Source organism: Nonomuraea sp. WAC 01424 (genome assembly GCF_003947315.1).
Lineage (GTDB): Bacteria > Actinomycetota > Actinomycetes > Streptosporangiales > Streptosporangiaceae > Nonomuraea > Nonomuraea spiralis.
This window is the reverse complement of sequence record NZ_QHHZ01000022.1, coordinates 37,140-56,799: the sequence shown is the minus strand read 5'-3', so window position 1 is coordinate 56,799 and position 19,660 is coordinate 37,140. Positions and strand designations below refer to the sequence as shown.

Sequence of the window (19,660 nt, the reverse complement as noted above, 5' to 3'; positions counted from 1 at the left end):
TCGGCATTCGTCCACCCCGTACGTCCCTCAAGGAGTGTCATGGTCGCCGACGACGAAACCGGATGGTCCGGCATCGACTGGGAAAGCTGGACGAACCTCAGTGTGATCCGCTCCCGGCTCGACGCGGGCGCCGACCCCAACACGGGCGTGTTCATCCATGGACGACCGCTGCACGCCGCCGCCGAACGTGGTTCACCCGAGGTGATCACCGAGCTGTCCCGGCGCGTCGATGACGTCGATGCCGAACACGAGGGCCGTACCGCCCTCTGGGAGGCCGTCTTCAACAACCGTCCCGGCAACGCCCGCAGCCTGGTCGCCGCCGGAGCCGACCCGTGGCGGCCGATGATGAACGGCTGGTCCCCAGGACGGCTCAGCCTGGCCACCCCGACCCCTGATCTGTTCACTCTTCCTGTCGGACAGACCGGCCTGTCGGCCGCCGAGACCGCCGCCGGGGCCACCGCCAAGCAACTGATCAACGTGTTGGGCCGCCCGGAGGACGACGGATTCAGCCTCGGCTGTGCGGCGGGCATCACCGCCGCCGAGGCGGCCCGGCGACTGGAGGCCGTACCGGTTGACGACGACGACGTCGAAGAACTGCTGGAAGATCCGTTCGCGGACTTCGACAACAGCCTGGCCGTCATCGGCGTCACGGACGTACCCGGCGGGTGCGTCGTCTTCCAGCCGTTCGGATACAACGCGTCCACGCCCGGCGTCATGGAGCGCCTGTCGGTCGGTTCTGTCTGCTACGGCCTGTTCGCCAATCCCAAGAGCGGCAACCAGGGAGCGGTCGCCCGGGACGGCGCCATCGAGGATTGGGACACCCATCCCGGCGGGGGCTCCGTCTCCGCCGACGACTCCGCGCAGGACATCCTCGCCGCCTACCTCTATCACCGCCGGGCAGTGGCGTACTGCTTCGCCGGCGCGGGCCTGCGACCGGCCGACGCCCGATCGCTCACGGAGCAACCTGACATGTGGCTCAGGCTTCCCGAACGGGACTGGTGGAGCTGACCAGTGGCCTCTGTACGCGGGGTTCCTGCACAGCTCGGTCACCGGCCCCGCTGTCTGCCGGCCTGAATCCGGTCATTGACCTGGAGCGACAGCGCATTGCCCCCTTTCTTCGCACACGGGAGGAAGGGAACAAGATCTACAAAAACGCCCCCTTATAGATCAACAAGCGCTACGGTGGAATGATCATTACGGCGGCGCGTGCGCCGCCGTCCACGAGGAAGGACCACATATGCGACAGAAGTCCGCACGGTTCGGCGTGACACTGGCCATGGCCGCCACCCTCGCCGCCGGCACCCTCGCCACCGCGGCTCCGGCCGGCGCCACGGCTACGGGCTGGGCCCCGTACCAGGCGTACCGCACCCTTCAGAACTGCGTCTCGGCGGGGACCACCCTGCTCGTCACGAAGGGCTACAAGGAGTACGACTGCCGCTGGGACAGCCCGTTCTACATGCTCTGGCTGAGGAAGTAGCCCGCCGGCGCGGTCAGGTGTGCCGCTGCTGAGCCGTCGCGCGGTGGCCGGAGCGGCGAACGCCCGGGCCGCTCGCGTGGCGGCGTCACCACCGAGATCCACCTGTCCGCGGCCCGCCGTACGGTGCGGGGTGATGGGATCGGGTCCATGCCCACAGTGATCACCGGACTCGACCGATGCGCGCAGGCAGGGGTACTGCTGCCGGCGGTGTCGGCGATGACCGAATTCGGCTCGGCGTTGCACGTCCTGCGTGACCCCGGTCATCACGGCCTGGAGGACTGGGCGGCGAAGATCCTCACGGCGATGAGCCCCCGCCTGGCGGCATGGACACGATCGTGGTGGTGGACGGCGCAGGCCATCAGGGCGACGCCGTTCGTCACCCCCGCACCCCCGTCGGAGAGCTTCGACGACCGGCTCGAACAACTGCGTGCCATGTCCGTCCAAGAGCTGGCCGGGCAGCTGCTGCGGCCGATCGCCCCCTCGGGCGACACGCAGGTCGCGCTCCGATGGTCGCGCGCGCGAGATCCGGCGGTGGCGGCCCGCGTCGAAGCACTCGTCAGGCGTCCGCAGGACGCGGCCGGGGACTTTCTCTCGTTCTTACGTCGCAGCCGGCAGGAGTGGTTCGAGGCCGAGTGGACGCGGATCCGGCCGGTGCTGGCCGCGCGGGCGCGACGCTTCGCCGACATGGTGTCCCTGCAAGGGCCCGGTCCGGCGCTCGCCGCTCTCGACCCCTCGATGGAGATGGCCCCGGGCGGGGTCGCCGTACGCATCGCGAAGGTCCAGGCCGCCCGTCATGACGTGTCCCGGCGCGGGCTCGTCGTGGCGCCCAGCACATTCATCCGCCCCCACCTGTACGTGGGCGCCGTGCCCGGCCGGCCGCTCCTTCTCCTCCACCCCGTCGACCCCGGCCTCCCCGTGCCCTCCGCCGCCACCGTACGGCGACGGCTCGAGGTCCTCGCTCACCAGGGCCGCCTGGAGGTCGCCCGGGCGATCGCGACCGAACCGCGGACGGCCGGCGAGATCGCGATGTTGTGGAACGTGGACCCGACCCAGGTGAACCGGCATCTACGCGCCCTGGCCGCGGCGGGACTTGCCACCACGACCCGACAGGGACGGTTCGTGCGATACCAGCTCGCCGCCGACGTCCTGGAGGAGCTCGGCAAGGATGTGTTGTCGCTGCTGCTGCGCTGAGCACGATTGATCGGATTCGTCAGTCCGCTGGCCGGACGGTCGCAATGGTGCTGAAGTCCCTCCAACCACTCAATGAGGGAGAACCACTGTGACGATCTTGTCTCCGGGGAATGCGATCGGCCGTCTGCGTGCCGATCGGGACATCCTCCTCGCCCGCGTCACCGGCCTGACCGAGGAGCAGCTCGACGCCGACTACCTGGTGGATTCGGGCCCGCTCGGCGACTTCTGCCGCTCCCTGCATGACCTCATCGCCCATGTCCTGATGTGGGATGAGATCAACCTGGCGGTGCTGACGGAAGCCGCCGCCGGCCGGCAACACTGGAGCCTCGACCCCCGCTGGGAGGACCCCGCCGTCGGGCGGGCGCTGAACATCGGCGGCGTCGAAGCGGGCCGGCACCTTCCGGCCTCGCTGCTCCTGCACCGGTCCGCGTCGGTGCACGACGCGATCGTGGCGGACCTGAGCCGGTTCGGCGAGGAGTCCTGGGATTCACCCGGGCTCGGAGCGGTGACGCAGAGGGTGTGGACCGTGCCCGGGAATCCGGCGTACTGGCACGCCGCCATCCACCTCGGCCAGGTGCCGTCGATCCCGCCTGCCGCCGGTCGCCGGCCGTAGGCGTCCAGGTCCCAGCTGCACATCCGCCCTTACGGCGCGATCTGAGCGCCCGGTTGGGTATCGGTGCTCTTGGCTCGCTCGGAGGCGCATGACGGATGGGCGGCGGGCCGTCGAAGTGGGTGGCGGTCAGACCGCCCAGGACGCTCCCGGCTCCCTGGATGGCCATCAGCACCCGAAGAACGCGGCGTCCATCCCCGGCCCTTTGTCCACGAGAACGTTTCGATTCTCCTGTGTTGCAGGCTGACCGGGTGGGCTCAGGCGTCCCAGCGCGCCATCGATGAGTTCCCACCCGTCGATTTCGATTGTTTGGGCAGTCGCGAAGTCGTGGACGCGCTCCAGGGCTTCGTCCAGCAACGCACGGGCGACCCCTGGGCGGTGCAGGTTGAGGTAGGCGCGGGGTCGCTGGTTCGTAGCGCTCCGCCGTTGTGGAGGAACATGCCGTCGTTGACCAGACGGCCGGGCCCTCCATGGAAGATGACGACCAACTGGCCCGGAGCCCCCACCTGCCGGAGAGTCAGGACCTCCCGGCAGTCGTCGTGTCGTGGGAGATCTGCCTCGACCGGGTCGTGCTCGTGATGGTGACCTGCTCTCCAGTGGTAGGTGAGCGATCCGACGACCAGACGGCGGGGAGGACGGCTTCGACCCATGTCGGATCAACGTAGTCGGCGTTCGACTACACCTCAAAGCGTTCATGGGCGCCGAGCTGACCGCCTGCCTACGTGCGGCTGGCGAGGGTGTGGGCGACCAGGGCGTTGGCGTGGCCGTGGCCCAGACCGTGCTCGGTCTTGAGCCAGGCGACCAGTTCCATGTGCTTGGTCAGGGGCGAGGTGTTGATGAGGTCGATCCAGTCCTGGACGGGACGCCCGTACCGGGTCTCGATCGAGGGGAAGTAGCTGGCGGGGTTGCCCTTGGCGGGTGCGGTCATGTTTTGAAGCTCCGTTTCTGCTGATGAGGGTCAGGCCAGTGTCGTGCGGATGAGTTGGGTGTGGATGATGTCGGCGCTGGTGAAAGGGTCCATCGCCAGGCCCTGATGGTCTCCGGGGAACGCCAGCGGCACAGTGCCGAGCAGCTCGGCCACCGCCTCGGCCGACAGGGCGGGGACGCCGTCGCCGGAGGCGGCCCCGACGCCGACGGAGATCGGAACGGAACCGGAGCGCAGCGCGGTGACGTCCGGCTCGTAGCGCAGCACGGGCAGCAGGACGTGGCCCAGGAAGTAGTCGAGGTTGCCCTGGATACGGCCCATCATCTCCAGCGCTTCGGGCGGCATCTGGGAAGGATCGGGCATCGCGGGCGGCGGGGCGTCCGGTCCGTCGACGGTGGCGATGAACTTGCCCATCGCCGCGCCGGCGCCGTGGTCGCGGTAGGTGTCGTGAACGTCCTGGAACGCCGCCCGCCACTGGTCGCGGTCGGGCAGCAGTTCCGGGAGCGGCGGCTCGTGCACGACGAGGGCGCGTACCTGCTCGGGGTGGCGGGCCGCCAGTTCCAGGGCGGTGAGCGCGCCGCCGCTGTTGCCCAGTACGTAGGCGGGTTCGTCGGTCAGGGCGGCCAGCAGCCGGGAGGCGTCGGCGGCGAAGACCGTGACGTCGGTGTCGGAGGGTGGCCCGGTCAGGGGGCTGCGGGACAGGCCACGCTGGTCGTAGGTGACCACGGTGTAGCGGTCGGCCAGCATGGTTGCCAGTGCGGTGAGCGTCCCGGCGTCGGCGGGGGCCCCGGGGATCATCAGCAGGAGCGGTCCGGACCCCCGCACCTCGTAGTGCAGACGCGCACCGGGTACCTGGAGCGTCTTGGTCTCGGCCTTGATCTGGTCGTCGTTCATGGGGTTCCGTTCTCGGTCGGTGAGGGTGGATCAGAAGGGGATCAGGCGGGCCGGTAGGTCAGGTCGAGGACGCCGTTGGTGAAGGTGGCCGACCGGGTCAGTTCCAGCGGGACCGGCGGGGTGCCCTCAGGGAACAGGCGCATGCCGGTGCCGACGACCAGTGGGTGGACCAGGAGCCGCAGTTCGTCCAGCAGAGCGGCTGCCAGCAGGGTGCGGACCAGGCTGATGCTGCCCGAAAGCGTGATCGTGCCGCCGGGCCGGCCCTTGAGTTCCTTGACCGACGCGACCGGGTCCCCCTCGATCAGCGTGGAGTTGTTCCAGGTGACCTGGGTCAGGGTGGTGGAGGCCACGACCTTGGCGATGCCGTTGATCGCCTCGGCCAGCTCCCCGTTCTGGTGTGGCCACACCGCGGCGAACGCCTCGTAGGTGACCCGGCCCATCAGCAGCGTGTCGGCCTCGGCGTACATGCCGCCCACCGCCGCGCCCATCTCCTCGCTCAGGTACGGGAAGTGCCACCGTTCCGGTGCCTCCACCACGCCGTCCAGGGAGACGAACAGCCCAGCTACGATCTTCCGGCTCATTTCACGAACTCCTGACCAGGCAAAACAATATGTGGACGGCATCCACATCTAGATGCGAGAGGAGTATGCCATACTTTTGTGGACGCCGTCCACATGAGAGGTTCCGGTCATGCCCGAGCGCCCCGGCAAACCCACCCGCGACACCTATCGCCACGGCAACCTGCATCAGGCGCTCCTGGAGGTGGGCACCGAACTGGCCCGCGCCGGAGGCCCGGACGCGATCACCCTGCGCGAGGTCACCCGGCAGGCCGGGGTCGCCCCCAACGCCGCCTACCGGCACTTCCCCAACCGCGACGCCCTGGTGCAGGCGGTCTCACTCCATGCCATGGCCGAACTCGCCCACGCCATGGAGGAGGACCTCGCCGCCCTCGATCCGACCGACGATCCGGCCCGGACCGCCCTGGCCCGCTTCCGCGCCGTCGGCACCGGCTACCTGCGCTTCGCCCGCACCGAACCCGGCCTGTTCCGCGTCACCTTCTACGTCCCCGACGACATGACCCAGGCCCAGGTCGCCGCCTCCGCCGGACAAGGCGGCCTGACCCCGTTCCAACTGCTCGGCGCCGCCCTGGACGACCTGGTCTCCTGCGGCCTGATGTCCCCCGAACGCCGCCCAGGAGCCGAGTTCCTGGTCTGGTCATGCGTCCACGGCCTGGCGGTCCTGCTCATCGACGGCCCCCTGCGCGGACTCCCCGACGAACTCGCCGATCCAGCCGTGCACGACCTGATCGACCTCATCGAAAAGGGCCTGCGACAGTAGTGCTGTGTCAGGTCTGCCGGTGACGACTGCGGCGCAGCGCTGGTCCAGGGCTCGTCGTTGACGAGTTGCTCCCTACATGGCCAAGCCCCGGTCAGCCTTGACGCGGTGAGTGCAGCAGTAGACGTCGTGGGGAGAGGCGGTTCCTTACATGGCCGTTCGTTCCTGAGCTCGATCTCACACTCGATGGACGCCTGCGTCCAGGCAAGCAGGGCATGAGCCCATGCCTGGTGCGCTGCAAGGAGACTATGCCCGGAGAGATGTCCTTCCGAGGCCGAGTGCCGGGCCCGGGCGTAGAAGTTCTGAGCTGGACGAAGCCCCTGACGTCGAGCCTCACGATGAGCTCGAGCCTGCGCACCGCGCCACATGTTCCTGACTGATTACACAGGAGTCCGTCCAGGGGCTGAACACCTGCATAATGACGCCCAACGCCGCGTCTGCGCCATCCCGGGGAGAGCAGGTGCAGAGATCCTCCGGCCGGTCCAGCTGGAAATCGGCGTTGAGGCCACAGACCGGCTGAGCATCTGGTACGGCAGGCTTCCCGCCGCGACGTGAGCATCTCGGCTCTCCCTCCTGAGCGCGAAGCAGCACAAAGGTTCTTCGGGCGGTACGTCGTTCTGCTCAGCCCTGTCCAAGGCCGGCGAGCAAGTGACCGGCCTCGGTGCGTCGATAGACCACGCGCCGGCCGGCCCGCGTGCCGACGACGAGGTCCGCATCACGCATGACGGCCAGGTGGCCGCCGACGGTGCCAAGTGACAGGCCAAGGTGCGCGGCGAGTTCGCTGCTGGTCGCAGGGTGTTCGAGTTCGTGCAGGATGGCCGCTCGACCGACGCCGATGAGCCGCTCCAGCGACCGGGCGCGCGGGGAACGCGTCGCACCGTCGGCGGATCCGCGGGCCGGATAGACCAATGCGTACGACGTCGGCGGCGCCTCGCACAGCCACGTGCCGCTGCTCAGCACACTGACCGGGACGAACAGCATTCCCTCGTCGCCGACGACCCGGTCAGGGGAGGCCTGGTCGCTGAAGCGGATGGCGTCATCGCCGACCCAGGCGCTGCGGCGGCTCATGTGCTGCAACGCGCGCGGCCACCCGTAGGCGGCCAGCAGCCCTGCCCGGTAGGTGACGTCGCGTTCCAGCAGCGCCCGCCGGCGCGGCCAGTCGGGGGCGACATGAGCCTCCCACACGTACGTGAGCAGGTCGGCGGTACGGGCCGCCCAGCCGCGTCCGGTCAGCCAGGCCAGATCGTGCTGCTTCCAGCTGTGCGCCACCGACTCCTCCAGCTCGGCTCGCACCTCTTCGTCGGACACCTGCGCGACCGACGCGAGTTCGCTCTCCAGAGTGGTGCGCATGCCACCTGCGGGCGGGATCACCACGTGGCTCGGCAGCCACTTGGTCGAGCTCAGCAATCTGACCAGGCCCTTGGCGAAGGGATCCGCCTCCAGGGCGGCGCGGAACGCGCCGCCCTGGAGGCGATGCCAGGAGGCCAGCCACGGATCGGTGCAGGGCTTGTCGAGCACCATCAGCGATCCCAGCGTCTCGGCGAGCGGGGACAGCGCGAACCGGGACCGCGAGAGAGCCAGAGTGCTCAACCGCAGCAGTGTCATCTTTCGCCTCCTGCCGAAACGATAGTGTCCGATCCGGTACGTCTGCAGACTCCTGCCCATGCTCTCAGCCCTCCTGCGACAGACAGATTTCCGCTGGTTCCTCTCCGCGCAGGCCGTGTCGCTGCTGGGCAGTTCGATGGCGCCGGTGGCGCTGGCGTTCGGGGTTCTGGACGCCTCGGGCAACACCGGCGACCTCGGCGTCGTCCTGACCGCCTACATGGTGCCGCTGCTCGCCTTTCTCCTGGTGGGCGGGGCCGTGGCCGATCGCCTCCCGCGCCGGACGGTTCTGGTGGCAGCCCACCTGGGCTCAGCCCTCACCCAGGGCGGCGTCGCCGCCCTGCTGCTCACCGGGAGGTACGCGCTGCTGCCGGCGGCCGCGCTGGGGTTCCTCAACGGCGCTCTCGCCGCGTTCATCACGCCGGCCCTGCGCGGCATCGTGCCCCAGCTTGTCCCCAGGGACCGGATACGGCAGGCGAACGCCCTGCTGGGATCGGTGCGAAACGCCACGAAGATCCTCGGACCGAGCCTGTCCGGGATCGCGGTCGCCGTCGTCGGCGGCGGCCCCGCCATCGCCTTCGACGCACTGACCTACCTCCTCGCCGCGGGATGCCTTGCCCGCCTGTCCCTCACCGCGGCGCCGACCTCGCCGCGGCCCGCCTCCGGGATGCTGGCCGACATCCGTGACGGCTGGACCGAGTTCCGCCGCATCCGCTGGGTGTGGACGGTGTCCGTGTGCTTCTGCGTGGTCAACCTGGTTCAGGTCGGCACCTGGCAGATCCTGGGGCCCGTACTGACCAGGCAGCTCAGCGGCGAGGAGACGTGGGGGTTCGTGCTCAGCGCCCGCGGCGTCGGCATGCTGGTCATGAGCGCGCTGATCTACCGGCTGGTGGTCAGGCACCTGCTGCGGCTGGGCCAGCTGATGAGCGCGCTCGGCGCGATCCCCCTGCTCGCACTCGGCGCGCACCTGGACGCCCTCTGGCTGATCGCGATCGCCTTCGTCGCCGGACTGGGCTCCTCGCTCGCGGCCGTCAGCTGGGAGACCTCACTGCAGGAGCACGTCCCCGCACACGTGCTCTCGCGCGTCTCGTCCTACGACGACCTGCTGTCCTACATCGCGATCCCCATCGGCCAGCTGGGCGTGGGACTGCTCGCCGACAGGTTCGACGGCTACCAGGTGGCCGCGACCGCCGGCATCGTCTACGCCGCGGCGGCCGTCCTCCCGCTGGCCTCCGCCACCGTGCGCCGGCTCCCGCACGCCCAGGACGACCATGCTCGTAGCGGCCTTTAGAACACTGCTGGTGGCTCGGTGTGCTGGCAGAACAAATTCGTGCCGGACCGTGCCGGGCTGAGTATGGGAGAAGTCCGCTGCGATCCATGCTGATTTCGCCGCGCGCGAGTCGCGCGGTGTGGCGCCCACGTACGAGCGGCGGGCGTGAGCCGCTCGGACACGGTCCCGGCGCCGATGTCGGTGGATCATTCGGTCACCTGCCCCTTCTGCCAAGGCCCGACAGAGCATCGGTGGGCGGGTAGCGCCAGCAGGCGGGCGGCCTCGAGGGTGCCGACCCGCGCTGCGCTCGCCACGGAGTGCGAGGCCAGGTCCCAGCGCAGCCACCGGTCGGGAAGCGGATCGGGCAGCGGCCGACCCTTGTGACGCAAGTCGGCGGGAGTCACCTCGGCAAGCAGCAGGCGTGGGGACAGGCCCTCGCACACGGTCAGCGACAGCAGCGCGCGACGGCGATGCATCCCGGCATCGGTGATGAGCTCACCATCCAGGTCCGCCGGCACCAGCATCATGCTGAACGCTGCTACGTGCGTTGAGCCCTCGCAAGGAGTTGTCCCGGTTCCGGAACGACATCTACGCCCATCTCAAGGCGAGGGCCGAGGCACTGTTCGAGCTCATCCCAGGCAGCGCTGTTCGCGAGCAGCCACCCACGCGATGCAGATCCCGCCGCTCAGTAGCCCTTCAGGGACTTGCGCCGGTGCAGGGCCTGCCCACTCACGTAGTGGCACGGCGGGCCGTGTTCTCGCTCACCTGGCGGCTCCGGCTCCGCGTACCCGGCCTGACCTTGACGGGATCTTGGTGCTGCGGCAGGCCCGCTGCGTCCGCCGGATCAGCAATCGCCGCTCTCCCGGCACATCTCGGGCTGCTCCGCCATGGTGACGGCGGTGATCGTCCGGGCGGCGTCGCCGAGTGCGGCGAGTTGTTCGGGCGTCAGCGCGTCGACCACGAGACGACGTGCTTCTCGGACGTGACCAGGGACGATCTCCTCAAGCTTGGCGAAGCCGGCGTCGGTGAGTCGTGCCTCCGTGTGGCGGCCACCGCGGTTGGGCAGGCTACGCCGCTCGACCCAGCCGGCCCGCTCCAGCCGGGTGATCGCGTGAGAGACCCGCGAGAGCGACCCCTGCGCCAATGTGGCCAGGTTGCTGAGCACCAGGGTGCGGTGGGGCGCCTCGGAGAGGGCCGCGAGCACGTGGTACTCGAAACCGTTCAGGCCGCCATCGCGCTTGAGCTGTGCGTCCAGCGCGGGCGGCAGAGTCATGATCAGGGCGATCAGCGCTCGCCAGTCGCGCTGCTGGCCGGGCGACAGCCACGGCACGTCGTGCTCGGGGGTGGTTCCGCGGGGGGTGTCGTTGCTCACATACCAACTCTACCAGTCAATTTGAACATTCAAGTGGTGCGGCATACTCTCAACTTGAACATTCAAGTAGCACTCAATGTCAGGGAGACCCCCATGTCCGTGCTCCGTGTCGACGCCACCATCCAGGGCGACCGCTCCGCCAGCAGCGCGCTCGCCGACCTCGTCATCGACGAGTTCGGGACTGTCCGCCCCGGGGTGCCGGTGGTACGGCGTCACCTCGGCCAGAACCCACTGCCCGCGCACGTCTGGGAGACCGCGATCTCCAGCCGCCACATTCCGGAGGAAGGCCGCACCGCCGCGCAGCGCGAGGCGCTCGCCACAGCCGAGCGGGTCGCCACCGAGCTACGGCAGGCGACGAGCGCCGTGCTCGCGATGCCGCTCTACAACTTCGGCATCTCGCAGCACGCGAAGACCTGGATCGACCTTGCGATCGCCGGCGCGCCGCAGGGTGTCCGCCTGCTCGAAGGCACGCCGACCGTCCTGGTCACAACTCGCGGCGGCGCCTACGGCCCCGGGACCCCGCGCGAGGGCTGGGACCACAACATCGACTACCTGCGCCGGATCCTCGTCGACATCTGGGGAGCCGACCTCACGGTGGTCGAGCGCGAGTTCACGCTCGTCGGCGTGAACCCGGCCCTCGACGAGTTCACCGAGATGGCGGCGATCATGCACAAGACCGCCGAGGAGGCCGCGGGCGAAGCCGGAAGAGCGCTCGCCGCCCGGTACACCGCCCGGTACGCCGCCTGACCCACTTCCTCGCCCGTTCATCCTCAGTCGATCCGCCATCAGGAGTCCCCGGCGGCTCCCGCACCTGCTTGGACAGCTCAGCGTTCTGCTCCAGTCACCCTCGGATGAGGTCGGTCAGGCGGGCGCCATGAGCCGCCGGGGAGCCGTCACGGGGTGCGGTCGGATGGATGCGACGAGAACCCTTGTGCTGATGACGTCCTGTGATGATGCGCCAGAGGGAGTGAGAGCCGCCTTCATGTTCTCGATGGCTTTGGCCGCCCGGCCCGCGTGGTCCCCGATCGTCATGGCTGCGTGAGCGTACTGGGCGACATCGGACAAAGCGGCGGACCGGATCAAAGTGATGGCACCCGCGGACATGTGAACCGGTATTCCTCAAGCAGCCGCCGACGACCTACGCGGGCGAGGTCGTCGCCTGCCGTAGGGCGGTGACGGCCGCCGTTGGGACGTAGTTCTCGGGCACGCCGTCGACCAGGATGAGGTCGGTCTCGATGTGCCGTGAGCGCAGCGGTGCGATCTCCCGGTACGCGGGAGAATCCCACCACGCCTGCGCCTCGGCGATCCCTGGGAATCCGAGCATCACGACATGTCCGGGCCAGCTGCCCTCCTTCACCTCGTGCTGGGTGGCGTGGACGAGGTAACGTCCGCCGTACGGTTCGAAGGTGGCGGGGAGCCGTTCGATGTACTCGGCGATCTCCGGGTGCGGGGCTGCCTTCTGCAGGTGGGCGATGACGTAAGCCGTCATGGTGTCCTCCTGGTGTAGTCGTGTTCGGTGCGCTGCCGATCCTGACACGCCCTTCATAGGCGGGGCGATTACCTGACAGGTAGGCGATCTGACACCGTAGGCCGACTTGCGGTACTCGGTTGAGCCGGTTGTCGATGACCGCCTGATGGCGGCCAAGTCCTCCGCGAGGTACTGAACCGCGCGGGTGCGGTCGTGATCGCGCCGGGGGCGCTGCCACGCTCCTTGGCTGATCCTGGAGGTGAGCCGGCTGACCTTCGTGGACGACTTCGCGATCGAGACGCTGGTCCATCTCGCGAGATGGTGCGGGCGCAGGGCGGGGTGATGGCGGTGGCGGGTGCACCGGAACATCTGCGGCCCGCACCGGCGCAGCCGAGGCTCCTGCGACTGCTGATGCTGTTCGGCGCCGCATCGGAGATGATCGTGTATCCGAGCGACGATCCTGCTTCTGGCGAAGCGCCCGAGCAGGGAGGTCGAGGCGGCTTTGCCGCGCCCTTCGGCCGTTCGCCGATGCTCGGCGAGCCGGGCGCTCGTCACCGGATGTTCTCGACCAGGGCAGGGGGAGAGCGACCGGCGGCTGCTCAGCACCACCCGGAAGGCCGCCGCCATCGACCACTGCCCGGCATCATGCTGACCCGCAACAGCGGGAGGTGCCCCGCGCCGGCCACGGCGGTCTCGGCGTCGAGGCGTATGCGGGCGGCGTCGTGACGGCCGGGGTGCTCGCCGGCCAGTGAGAACCGGGTGACCGGCGTCGCGCCGGCTCGTACCATGCGCGGCGCAGCACGTCGATCGTCGAGGAGGTCTACCCGCTGGAGGACCTCGGCCAGGCCCACAAGCTGACCGGGATCGGACACAGGCACCCGACCATGGAATACCACGCCACATTCCACGTCGAACGGCATTACAGGCCGTAGTGACAACTACCCGGGGCTGCTTGGGGCGAATCGCGGCTTCCCGAATGGAGGGCCTGAACGACCATGATCGTTGTCGGCGCCGACGGCTGGACCGATCCCAAGGCCGATGTCGAGGTGAGTGCCGACGCGCTTGACGTTCTGGACGATCGGAGCAGTCTCGACGTGGGTGATCGCGGGCAGGGCGGCGACGCGTTCGGTGAGGTAGCGGTAGAGATCGCGGGAGCTGCGGCAGGCGACTTGGACCGCCAGGTTGGTCGGGCCGGTGGTCGCGGCGGCGAATACCACCTCGCGGTGCTCGGCCAGGGCCTGCCCGGTGGCCACCAGTTCGGCCGGCGGCACAGTGATCCACAGCCGGGCGACGCTGCGCAGGCCGACGTAGGCGATGTCGAACTCGGCGTAGTAGTGCAGGACGCCGGTCGCGCGCAGGTGCTCCAGACGCCGAGCGACGGTGGACTGCGACCAGCGGGTGGCGGCCGCGAGCTCGGCCAGGCCCGCTCTCCCGTCGCGTGCCAGGACGTCCATCCGACGCTGGTCGCCAGGGTCGAGGGAGTCGATCTCGCCGGTGTCCGGCGCGGGCGCGGGGCGCAGCCGTTCGACTTCGTCCGGGGACAGCGCGTCGAGGCCGCGGATCACATGCGGTGAGCCGTAGTAGGTGTGCAGGACCGCATGCGCGGCGATCGAGACGACTCGGGCGCCGCGCGGAAACCGGTCCAGCAGGAGCTGCTCGCTGTCGGCCTCGCTCCGGGCGCGGACGACGCAGAGGATCTCCGTACCGCCCGAGACGAGCTGCACCCAGGTGGTGTCGGGACGGCGCGCCAGCGCGGCGGCGACGTTCCGGGCGGCGCCCGGAACGCACCGCAGGCGCAGGATCCACCGACCCTCCGCGACGTAGCTGACAGGCGGGACGCCCACGACGCGCAGGATGTCGCGTGAACGCAGCCGACGGTACCGGCGGGCGATGGTCTGGTCGGAGACGCCGAGGACCTCAGCGATGCGGCTGAACGGGGCGCGGCCGTCCATCTGGAGTGCCTGGATCAGGCGGCGGTCAAGTTCGTCGGCAACGTCGGATTTCACCATGTGATCCTATCCAGTGTCGAAATTAAGGAAGATAACGGCTTCCAAGTGGCTTTCCCGCATATTTGCTCTGATCGTTGAGGCGTCTTCGCATAACGATCGGAAGGATCATCATGGGCAAGTGGGGGCCGTTGACCGCCGTCAGCCTGGGAACGTTCATGCTGCTGGTGGACGTCAACATCGTGACGGTGGCGATGCCGGACATGGCGGCGTCGCTGAAGGCGTCGTTCTCGTCTCTCCAATGGGTGATGGACATCTATGCGCTGGCGCTCGCGGCTCTGCTGCTGGGCGCGGGTGGGCTGGCCGACCTGCTCGGTCGCCGCCGTGTGTACGTGATGGGCCTGGTCACCTTCGCCGCGGCGTCGCTGGCGAGCGGACTGGCCCCGGACGTGGGCTCCCTCATCGCTGCACGGGCCATCCAGGGCGCGGGCGCCGCGATGATGTTCGCCACGACGGTGGCGCTCATCGGTGCCTCCTATGCGGGACGTGACCGGGGCGTGGCGTTCGGCGTATGGGGCGCGGTCAACGGCGCCGCGTCCGGGATCGGGCCGATCCTGGGCGGGCTGCTGACCGAGCAGCTGGGCTGGAGATCGACGTTCCTGGTCAACCTGCCCGTCAGCGTGGCCGCCGTGGCGCTGACCCTGCGCGTGGTGGACGAGTCCCGCAACCCGGACGCGCGGCGGATCGACCTGCCGGGCATCGCGCTGTTCGCCACCGCGGCGGGCGCGTTGGTCTACGCGCTGACCCGGGCCGGCGAGGACGGCTGGGGATCGCCCGTCATCGTCGGGACGTTCGCCGCCGCGGCGATCGCGCTGGCCGCCTTCGTCGCGGTCGGCTCCCGCAGCCCGTCCCCCATCCTGGACCTTCGCCTGTTCCGCAGCCCGTCCTTCACCGGAATCATGATCGCCTCCCTGGCGATGTCGGGGGCGGCGTTCGCGTACCTGATGTACGCCTCAATGTGGCTGCAGTCCGTCCAGGGACTCGGCGCGCTCCAGGCCGGGCTGGTGATCCTGCCGATCCCCGCGGTGTCGTTGGTGGTCTCTGTGCTGTCCGGCCGCTTCCTGCACGCCGTCTCGCCGCGCTGGACGATCGGCCTCGGGATGCTGCTCGTCGGCGCCGGCGTGGCAGGCCAGGCGGTGCTGACCGGGGACTCGGGCTGGGCCGCCCTCGTCCCCGGAGCCGCCGTCGTCGGGGTCGGGGTCGGGGTGGCCGTACCGAACGTGACGGCCGCGACGATGGCCTCGGTGCCGCCGGAACGCGTCGGCATGGCGGCCGGGGCGGTCAGCACCTTCCGCCAGCTCGGGTTCGCGGTCAGCGTCGCCGTCCTCGGCACCGTCTTCCGCGCGAAGCTGCAAGACGCCCTGGACCACACCGTCTCCGAGGCCGCCGCGTACGCCTCCGGCCTGAACGCCACCTTCCTGACCGTGGCGGGGCCGGTCGTGCGCTGCTGGTTCGCGCGGGGGCCGCGCAGGCCGGCCCGCCCCCTGGTCGAACGGCGCAGGCGGCGCTGGGACGACGCCCCCGCGCCTACGCAGTCGGCTGACCGTGCCCGGGATCCGTGTCCCGGCGATCGTCACGTACAACTCCTCAAAGAAGGGGGCGGCCGTCTGCTCCGGGTGACCTCGGGCAGCCTCAGCCGACGGGGCAGGCCGTCGGACAGCTCCTCGATCGTCATGTCCTCGCATTCGGCGCGGTCGCTGTCGTCGAGCCCGTCCCACTCCGGATCGCCGCGGTGGTCGGGTCAGGGCGATCAGGGATGTTCGGAGGATCAGCCTCCCGGCACGGAGCGGGGATCGGAAGAGGTGCGGATGTCGAACCTCGCCTGGAGCAGCCGGCCGCCCGCGACACCGCGGCCCTCGATGAGGTCGACGAGCATCCCGACCGCGATGTCGGCCGTCTCGACCGGCAGGAAGCTGAGCGTGCTGACGGGCGGATCCGTGAACGGCGCCGTGGGGTCCTCCGTCGCGCAGACCAGCAGCAGGTCGCCGGGCACCGACCTGCCGAGCTTGCGGATCCTTTCCAGGAGCAGGGACGGGCTGACCTCGACGAGCACGACCAGCGCGTCCGGCGGCTCGGGATCGCTCAGCAACCTCTCCACCGCGGCCAGCGTCGGCTCGAACCCGGGCCCGCCGAGCTGGGCCAGCAACGGGACGCGGCCCCTCTCCGCACTCCAGTCGAGGTAGGCCTGGACGGAATCCCGGTGGTAGCAGGCCGTGGTCGGGGCGCCGACCGCGGCGATCCGCCGGGCGCCCGCCGCGGCCAGGTGGTCGAGCACACCGCGCAGGGCCGCGCCGTAGTCGAAGTCGACCCATGGCCACGGTGTCCCCGCCACGGCTCTGCGGTCGGAGACCACGGCCACTCCCGCGGCGAGAAAGTCTCCGACCAGGGGGTCTCCCTCGACCGGATCCACCACGAACACGCCGTCGAGAGGCAGGTCCGTCCAGTAGTCGTCGGGGCCGGTGGTGGGCAGCAGCACCACGCCGTATCCGTGAGTCATGCCCGCGCGGGTCGTGGCGGCGGTCAGCCGGGCGAAGTAGGCGAGCTCGGTGTAGAACCACGGATGCTCGACGAACTCGCGAGCGGCGAGGCCGAGCAGGCGTGAGCGCCCGGCGCGCAGCCGCCGCGCCGTGGCGTTCGGCCGGTATCCGAGCCGGCGCGCCACCTGCCGGACGTGCTCGCGGGTGGCGTCGGGGAGGCGGCCCGCGCCGTTGAGCGCGTCCGAGACGGTGGTCTTGGACACCCCCGCCGCGCGGGCGACGTCGACCAGGCGCACGCGCGCGCCGACCTTACGCTCTGGCTCTTCCATGGGTCCGATCTTTGCAGGATGTCAGGCAATTCGCCACCTCGCTGACCGTTGCTGAATCGTTCCTTCAGCGTCTTGTGCAGGAACGTTCCTTCACCAATACTCGTGGCACTTTCCCGCACGAGGAAGAGGTGGTCCGATGCGTACCGCTCGTCTCGCCGCCGCGGCGCTGACCGTACTGGCGGCCGCTGCCTGCGGAGGCGGCACGGCCGCTCCGAAGGCGTCCGGAGCCGGCGCCTTCACCGTCACGGCGGACCTCCCGCCGGCCAAGGGCCCGGTGGACGCCGTGACCTGGGCGCTCTACGCGGAGCCGCAGTCGCTCGACTACGCCTACGCCTTCGATTACCCGCCCAACACCGTGCTGGCCAACGTGTGCGAGCAGCTCATGCGGATCACGCCCGACTTCCGGGTCGAGCCGGGGCTCGCGAGCAAGGCCGAATCCCCCGACCCCGGGCGCTGGGTGTACACGATCCGCGAGGGCGTGCGCTTCCACGACGGCTCGCCGCTCACCGCCGACGACGTGGTCGCCAGCATGCGCCGTCACATGGATCCGAAGGTGGGGTCGTACTGGGTCTCGTCCTACCAGAACGTCAAATCGGTGGAGAAGACGGGCCCCATGGAGGTCACCGTCCACATGAAGAAGCCCGACCAGCTGTTCAACGAGCAGATGGGCACGTCGGCCGGGACCATCGAGAGCGCCGCGTTCCTGGCCCGCGAGGGCACCGGGTACGGCACCCCGGACAAGGGCGTGAACTGCACCGGGCCGTACTCCCTCGACAAGTGGGACAAAGGCCAGGCGATCAACCTGAAGCGCTTCGACGGCTACTGGGACGCCGCGCTCAAGGCCAGGGCCGCGACCGTGCGGAACGTCTTCATCTCCGACCCGGCGGCCCGCGTCAACGCCCTGCTCTCGGGCGAGGCGGACGGCAGCTACCTGGTCCCCACCACCGGCTTCACCCGCCTGGGCGCCGCCTCCAGCGGCAAGTTGTACTTCGGCCCCAACACCGCCGCCGTCAGCCTCATCCCGCTCGACCTCAAGGGCACGCTCGGCGACCTGAGGCTGCGCAAGGCGCTGTCCATGGCGCTCGACCGCAAGGACATCCTCAAGGCCAGCGTGGCCGGGGTCGCCACACCGGCCAAGGCGCCTGCGGCGATCGGCGCGTGGGGCATCGCCCCCGAGGCCGCCAAGCAGTACTACGCCAAGCTCCCCGAGCTGAACACCGACCTCGAAGCGGCCAAGAAGCTGGTCAAGGAGGCCGGCGGCACGGGCAGGAAGATCGTGATCGCCACGAGCACGATGGCTCCCGACATCGGCGTCATCGCGAACGCCGTCCAGGCCGCGGGCCAGGCCATCGGACTCCAGGTCGAGCAGAAGGCGGTGGCCCCCGACGCCTACTCCGCGCTGTTCTCCGACCCCAAGGCCCGCGAGGGCATCGACCTGGTCATGACCATCTGGTACGACTCGACCCCCGACCCGCTGGAGTTCTACGGGATCCTGCAGACCGGCAACTTCGCCAACTACGGCGGCTACTCCAACCCCGACTACGACAAGCTCGTCGACCGGGCGAGCGCCGGGGCCGACCCCGCGGCCCGCGCCGCCGTGGTCGCCGAGCTGCAGGAGATCGCCGTCCGGGACATGGTGTGGATCCCGCTGTACGAGGTGCCGCACAGCATGTTCCTCAACAAGCGGCTCACCGGCGCACCCACCGGCATCACCCAGCTCGTCTATCCCTGGGCCGCGGTGCTCGGGTCGGCCGACTGATGGGCGCCTTCCTGGCCCGCAGGCTCGCCGGGCTGGTCGCGACCCTGCTGGGGGCCTCGTTCGCGGTGTTCTCCGCCGTGTACCTGGCTCCCGGCGACCCGGCCTCGTTCCTCACCCAAGGGCGTTCGGCGTCCCCGGAGGCGATCGCGGCGATCAGGGCGCAGTACCACCTGGACGATCCGTTCCTCACGCAGTACCTCAAATGGGTCGGCGGCGCGGTGACCGGGGACTTCGGCCGGTCGGTGCAGTTCCGGCAGGACGTGACCGGCCTGCTCCTGGCCAGGTTGCCCACGACGCTCTTCCTGGTCGGCTACGCCGGGCTGCTCATCGTGGCCGCGGGGCTGATCCTCGGCGCCCTGGCCGCGCTGCGGCCGGGCCCGCTCGACCGGGTGGTCCTCATCGGCACCGGGGTGGCCACCGCGACCCCCTCGTTCGTCGCGGCGATCGGCCTGATCTCGCTGTTCTCCGTCCAGCTCGGCTGGTTCCCCGCCTTCGGCAACGGTGAGGGGCTGGTCGACCGGCTCTGGCATCTGACCCTGCCCGCGGCCGCGCTCGCCCTGACGTTCGCCGGGCTGCTGGCCCGGGTCACCCGCGCGTCCATGCTGGAGGAGCTGGCCCGCGAGCACGTCGAGGTGGCACGCTCGCGCGGCGTCCAGGAGAACGCGGTGATCCGGCGCCACGTCCTGCGCAACTCGCTCGGCCCGATCAGCACGGTCACCGGCACGGTGATCGCCGGGCTGCTCGTCGCCACCTCGATCGTGGAGACCGCCTTCGGCCTGTCCGGGATCGGGCAGCTGCTGGTCAGCTCGGTCACCGTCAAGGACTTCCCGGTCGTGCAGGCCGTCACCACCTTGATCGTCGTCGTCTTCGTGGGCGCCAACCTGCTGGTCGACCTGGTCCAACCGGCCATTGATCCGCGCCTGCGCAGGGCGTAGCGAAGGAGTC

At 69.9% G+C, this 19,660-nt stretch carries 19 protein-coding genes and 1 pseudogene; 10 read left to right on the top strand and 10 right to left on the bottom strand.

Annotated elements, in window-relative coordinates:
- The first annotated feature begins 39 nt into the window (after positions 1-39).
- The 4 genes from DMB42_RS44675 (at position 40) to DMB42_RS44660 (ending at position 3,281) form a co-directional block, all read left to right on the top strand.
- Positions 40-1,008: an ankyrin repeat domain-containing protein gene (locus tag DMB42_RS44675; protein ID WP_125645882.1), complete on the top strand. Its 969-nt coding sequence runs from the start codon at positions 40-42 to the stop codon at positions 1,006-1,008.
- A gap of 229 nt (positions 1,009-1,237) precedes the next feature.
- Positions 1,238-1,477 carry a hypothetical protein gene (locus DMB42_RS44670; RefSeq protein ID WP_125645880.1) on the top strand — a complete coding sequence of 80 codons (240 nt, stop codon included), beginning with the start codon at positions 1,238-1,240 and terminating at the stop codon, positions 1,475-1,477.
- A 147-nt stretch (positions 1,478-1,624) separates the two neighbouring features.
- Positions 1,625-2,668 carry a DUF5937 family protein gene (locus tag DMB42_RS44665; protein WP_125645878.1) on the top strand — a complete coding sequence of 348 codons (1,044 nt, stop codon included), beginning with the start codon at positions 1,625-1,627 and terminating at the stop codon, positions 2,666-2,668.
- A gap of 88 nt (positions 2,669-2,756) precedes the next feature.
- On the top strand, positions 2,757-3,281 hold the full coding sequence (locus DMB42_RS44660) for a DinB family protein (RefSeq protein WP_221762645.1): 525 nt from the start codon (positions 2,757-2,759) through the stop codon (positions 3,279-3,281).
- Positions 3,282-3,996: 715 nt separating this feature from the next.
- On the opposite strand, the gene DMB42_RS44655 is transcribed toward DMB42_RS44660, so the two are convergent.
- The 3 genes from DMB42_RS44655 to DMB42_RS44645 are packed head-to-tail and all read right to left on the bottom strand — an operon-like array spanning position 3,997 to position 5,678.
- A complete protein-coding gene (locus DMB42_RS44655; protein WP_125645876.1) occupies positions 3,997-4,206 on the bottom strand; it encodes a DUF4287 domain-containing protein in 210 nt (69 codons plus the stop codon).
- A 30-nt stretch (positions 4,207-4,236) separates the two neighbouring features.
- The gene (locus DMB42_RS44650) at positions 4,237-5,097 is read right to left on the bottom strand and encodes an alpha/beta fold hydrolase (protein WP_125645874.1); all 861 of its coding nucleotides are present in this window, start codon (positions 5,095-5,097) and stop codon (positions 4,237-4,239) included.
- A gap of 41 nt (positions 5,098-5,138) precedes the next feature.
- On the bottom strand, positions 5,139-5,678 hold the full coding sequence (locus DMB42_RS44645; RefSeq protein ID WP_125645872.1) for a dihydrofolate reductase family protein: 540 nt from the start codon (positions 5,676-5,678) through the stop codon (positions 5,139-5,141).
- Between the two features lie 109 nt (positions 5,679-5,787).
- On the opposite strand from DMB42_RS44645, the gene DMB42_RS44640 reads away from it, so the two are divergent.
- Positions 5,788-6,435 (top strand): TetR/AcrR family transcriptional regulator, encoded by a 648-nt coding sequence (locus tag DMB42_RS44640; RefSeq protein ID WP_125645870.1) that lies wholly within the window; start codon positions 5,788-5,790, stop codon positions 6,433-6,435.
- A 618-nt stretch (positions 6,436-7,053) separates the two neighbouring features.
- Here DMB42_RS44640 and DMB42_RS44635 read toward each other — a convergent pair.
- Positions 7,054-8,022, bottom strand: coding sequence for a winged helix-turn-helix domain-containing protein (locus DMB42_RS44635; RefSeq protein WP_221762644.1), 969 nt, complete (start codon positions 8,020-8,022; stop codon positions 7,054-7,056).
- Positions 8,023-8,095: 73 nt separating this feature from the next.
- On the opposite strand from DMB42_RS44635, the gene DMB42_RS44630 reads away from it, so the two are divergent.
- Positions 8,096-9,325 carry an MFS transporter gene (locus DMB42_RS44630; RefSeq protein ID WP_125645866.1) on the top strand — a complete coding sequence of 410 codons (1,230 nt, stop codon included), beginning with the start codon at positions 8,096-8,098 and terminating at the stop codon, positions 9,323-9,325.
- 185 nt (positions 9,326-9,510) lie between these two features.
- On the opposite strand, the gene DMB42_RS44625 is transcribed toward DMB42_RS44630, so the two are convergent.
- Both DMB42_RS44625 and DMB42_RS44620 read right to left on the bottom strand, forming a co-directional pair.
- Entirely contained in the window at positions 9,511-9,831 is a 321-nt protein-coding gene (locus tag DMB42_RS44625) for a hypothetical protein (protein WP_125645864.1), read from the bottom strand.
- Positions 9,832-10,148: 317 nt separating this feature from the next.
- Positions 10,149-10,676, bottom strand: coding sequence for a MarR family winged helix-turn-helix transcriptional regulator (locus tag DMB42_RS44620; RefSeq protein ID WP_221762643.1), 528 nt, complete (start codon positions 10,674-10,676; stop codon positions 10,149-10,151).
- A 93-nt stretch (positions 10,677-10,769) separates the two neighbouring features.
- Between DMB42_RS44620 and DMB42_RS44615 the strand changes: the two genes are divergently transcribed.
- On the top strand, positions 10,770-11,423 hold the full coding sequence (locus DMB42_RS44615) for an FMN-dependent NADH-azoreductase (RefSeq protein WP_125645862.1): 654 nt from the start codon (positions 10,770-10,772) through the stop codon (positions 11,421-11,423).
- A 391-nt stretch (positions 11,424-11,814) separates the two neighbouring features.
- Here DMB42_RS44615 and DMB42_RS44605 read toward each other — a convergent pair whose 3' ends face one another.
- From DMB42_RS44605 to DMB42_RS44595, 3 genes are all read right to left on the bottom strand, one after another.
- On the bottom strand, positions 11,815-12,165 hold the full coding sequence (locus tag DMB42_RS44605) for a DUF1330 domain-containing protein (protein WP_125645860.1): 351 nt from the start codon (positions 12,163-12,165) through the stop codon (positions 11,815-11,817).
- Between the two features lie 578 nt (positions 12,166-12,743).
- The gene (locus DMB42_RS44600; RefSeq protein WP_125645858.1) at positions 12,744-13,022 is read right to left on the bottom strand and encodes a hypothetical protein; all 279 of its coding nucleotides are present in this window, start codon (positions 13,020-13,022) and stop codon (positions 12,744-12,746) included.
- Positions 13,023-13,082: 60 nt separating this feature from the next.
- Entirely contained in the window at positions 13,083-14,150 is a 1,068-nt protein-coding gene (locus tag DMB42_RS44595; protein ID WP_221762642.1) for an Lrp/AsnC family transcriptional regulator, read from the bottom strand.
- Between the two features lie 113 nt (positions 14,151-14,263).
- Here DMB42_RS44595 and DMB42_RS55650 point away from each other — a divergent pair.
- Positions 14,264-15,493: pseudogene (locus tag DMB42_RS55650) on the top strand (MFS transporter); the annotation flags it as partial.
- A 425-nt stretch (positions 15,494-15,918) separates the two neighbouring features.
- Here the strand turns inward: DMB42_RS55650 and DMB42_RS44585 are convergent.
- Positions 15,919-16,956, bottom strand: coding sequence for a LacI family DNA-binding transcriptional regulator (locus DMB42_RS44585; protein WP_125645854.1), 1,038 nt, complete (start codon positions 16,954-16,956; stop codon positions 15,919-15,921).
- 136 nt (positions 16,957-17,092) lie between these two features.
- On the opposite strand from DMB42_RS44585, the gene DMB42_RS44580 reads away from it, so the two are divergent.
- Both DMB42_RS44580 and DMB42_RS44575 read left to right on the top strand, forming a co-directional pair.
- Positions 17,093-18,715: an ABC transporter substrate-binding protein gene (locus DMB42_RS44580; protein WP_125645852.1), complete on the top strand. Its 1,623-nt coding sequence runs from the start codon at positions 17,093-17,095 to the stop codon at positions 18,713-18,715.
- Entirely contained in the window at positions 18,715-19,650 is a 936-nt protein-coding gene (locus DMB42_RS44575; RefSeq protein WP_125645850.1) for an ABC transporter permease, read from the top strand. Before DMB42_RS44580 ends, DMB42_RS44575 begins: the two co-directional genes overlap by 1 nt.
- The last annotated feature ends 10 nt before the right edge of the window (positions 19,651-19,660 follow it).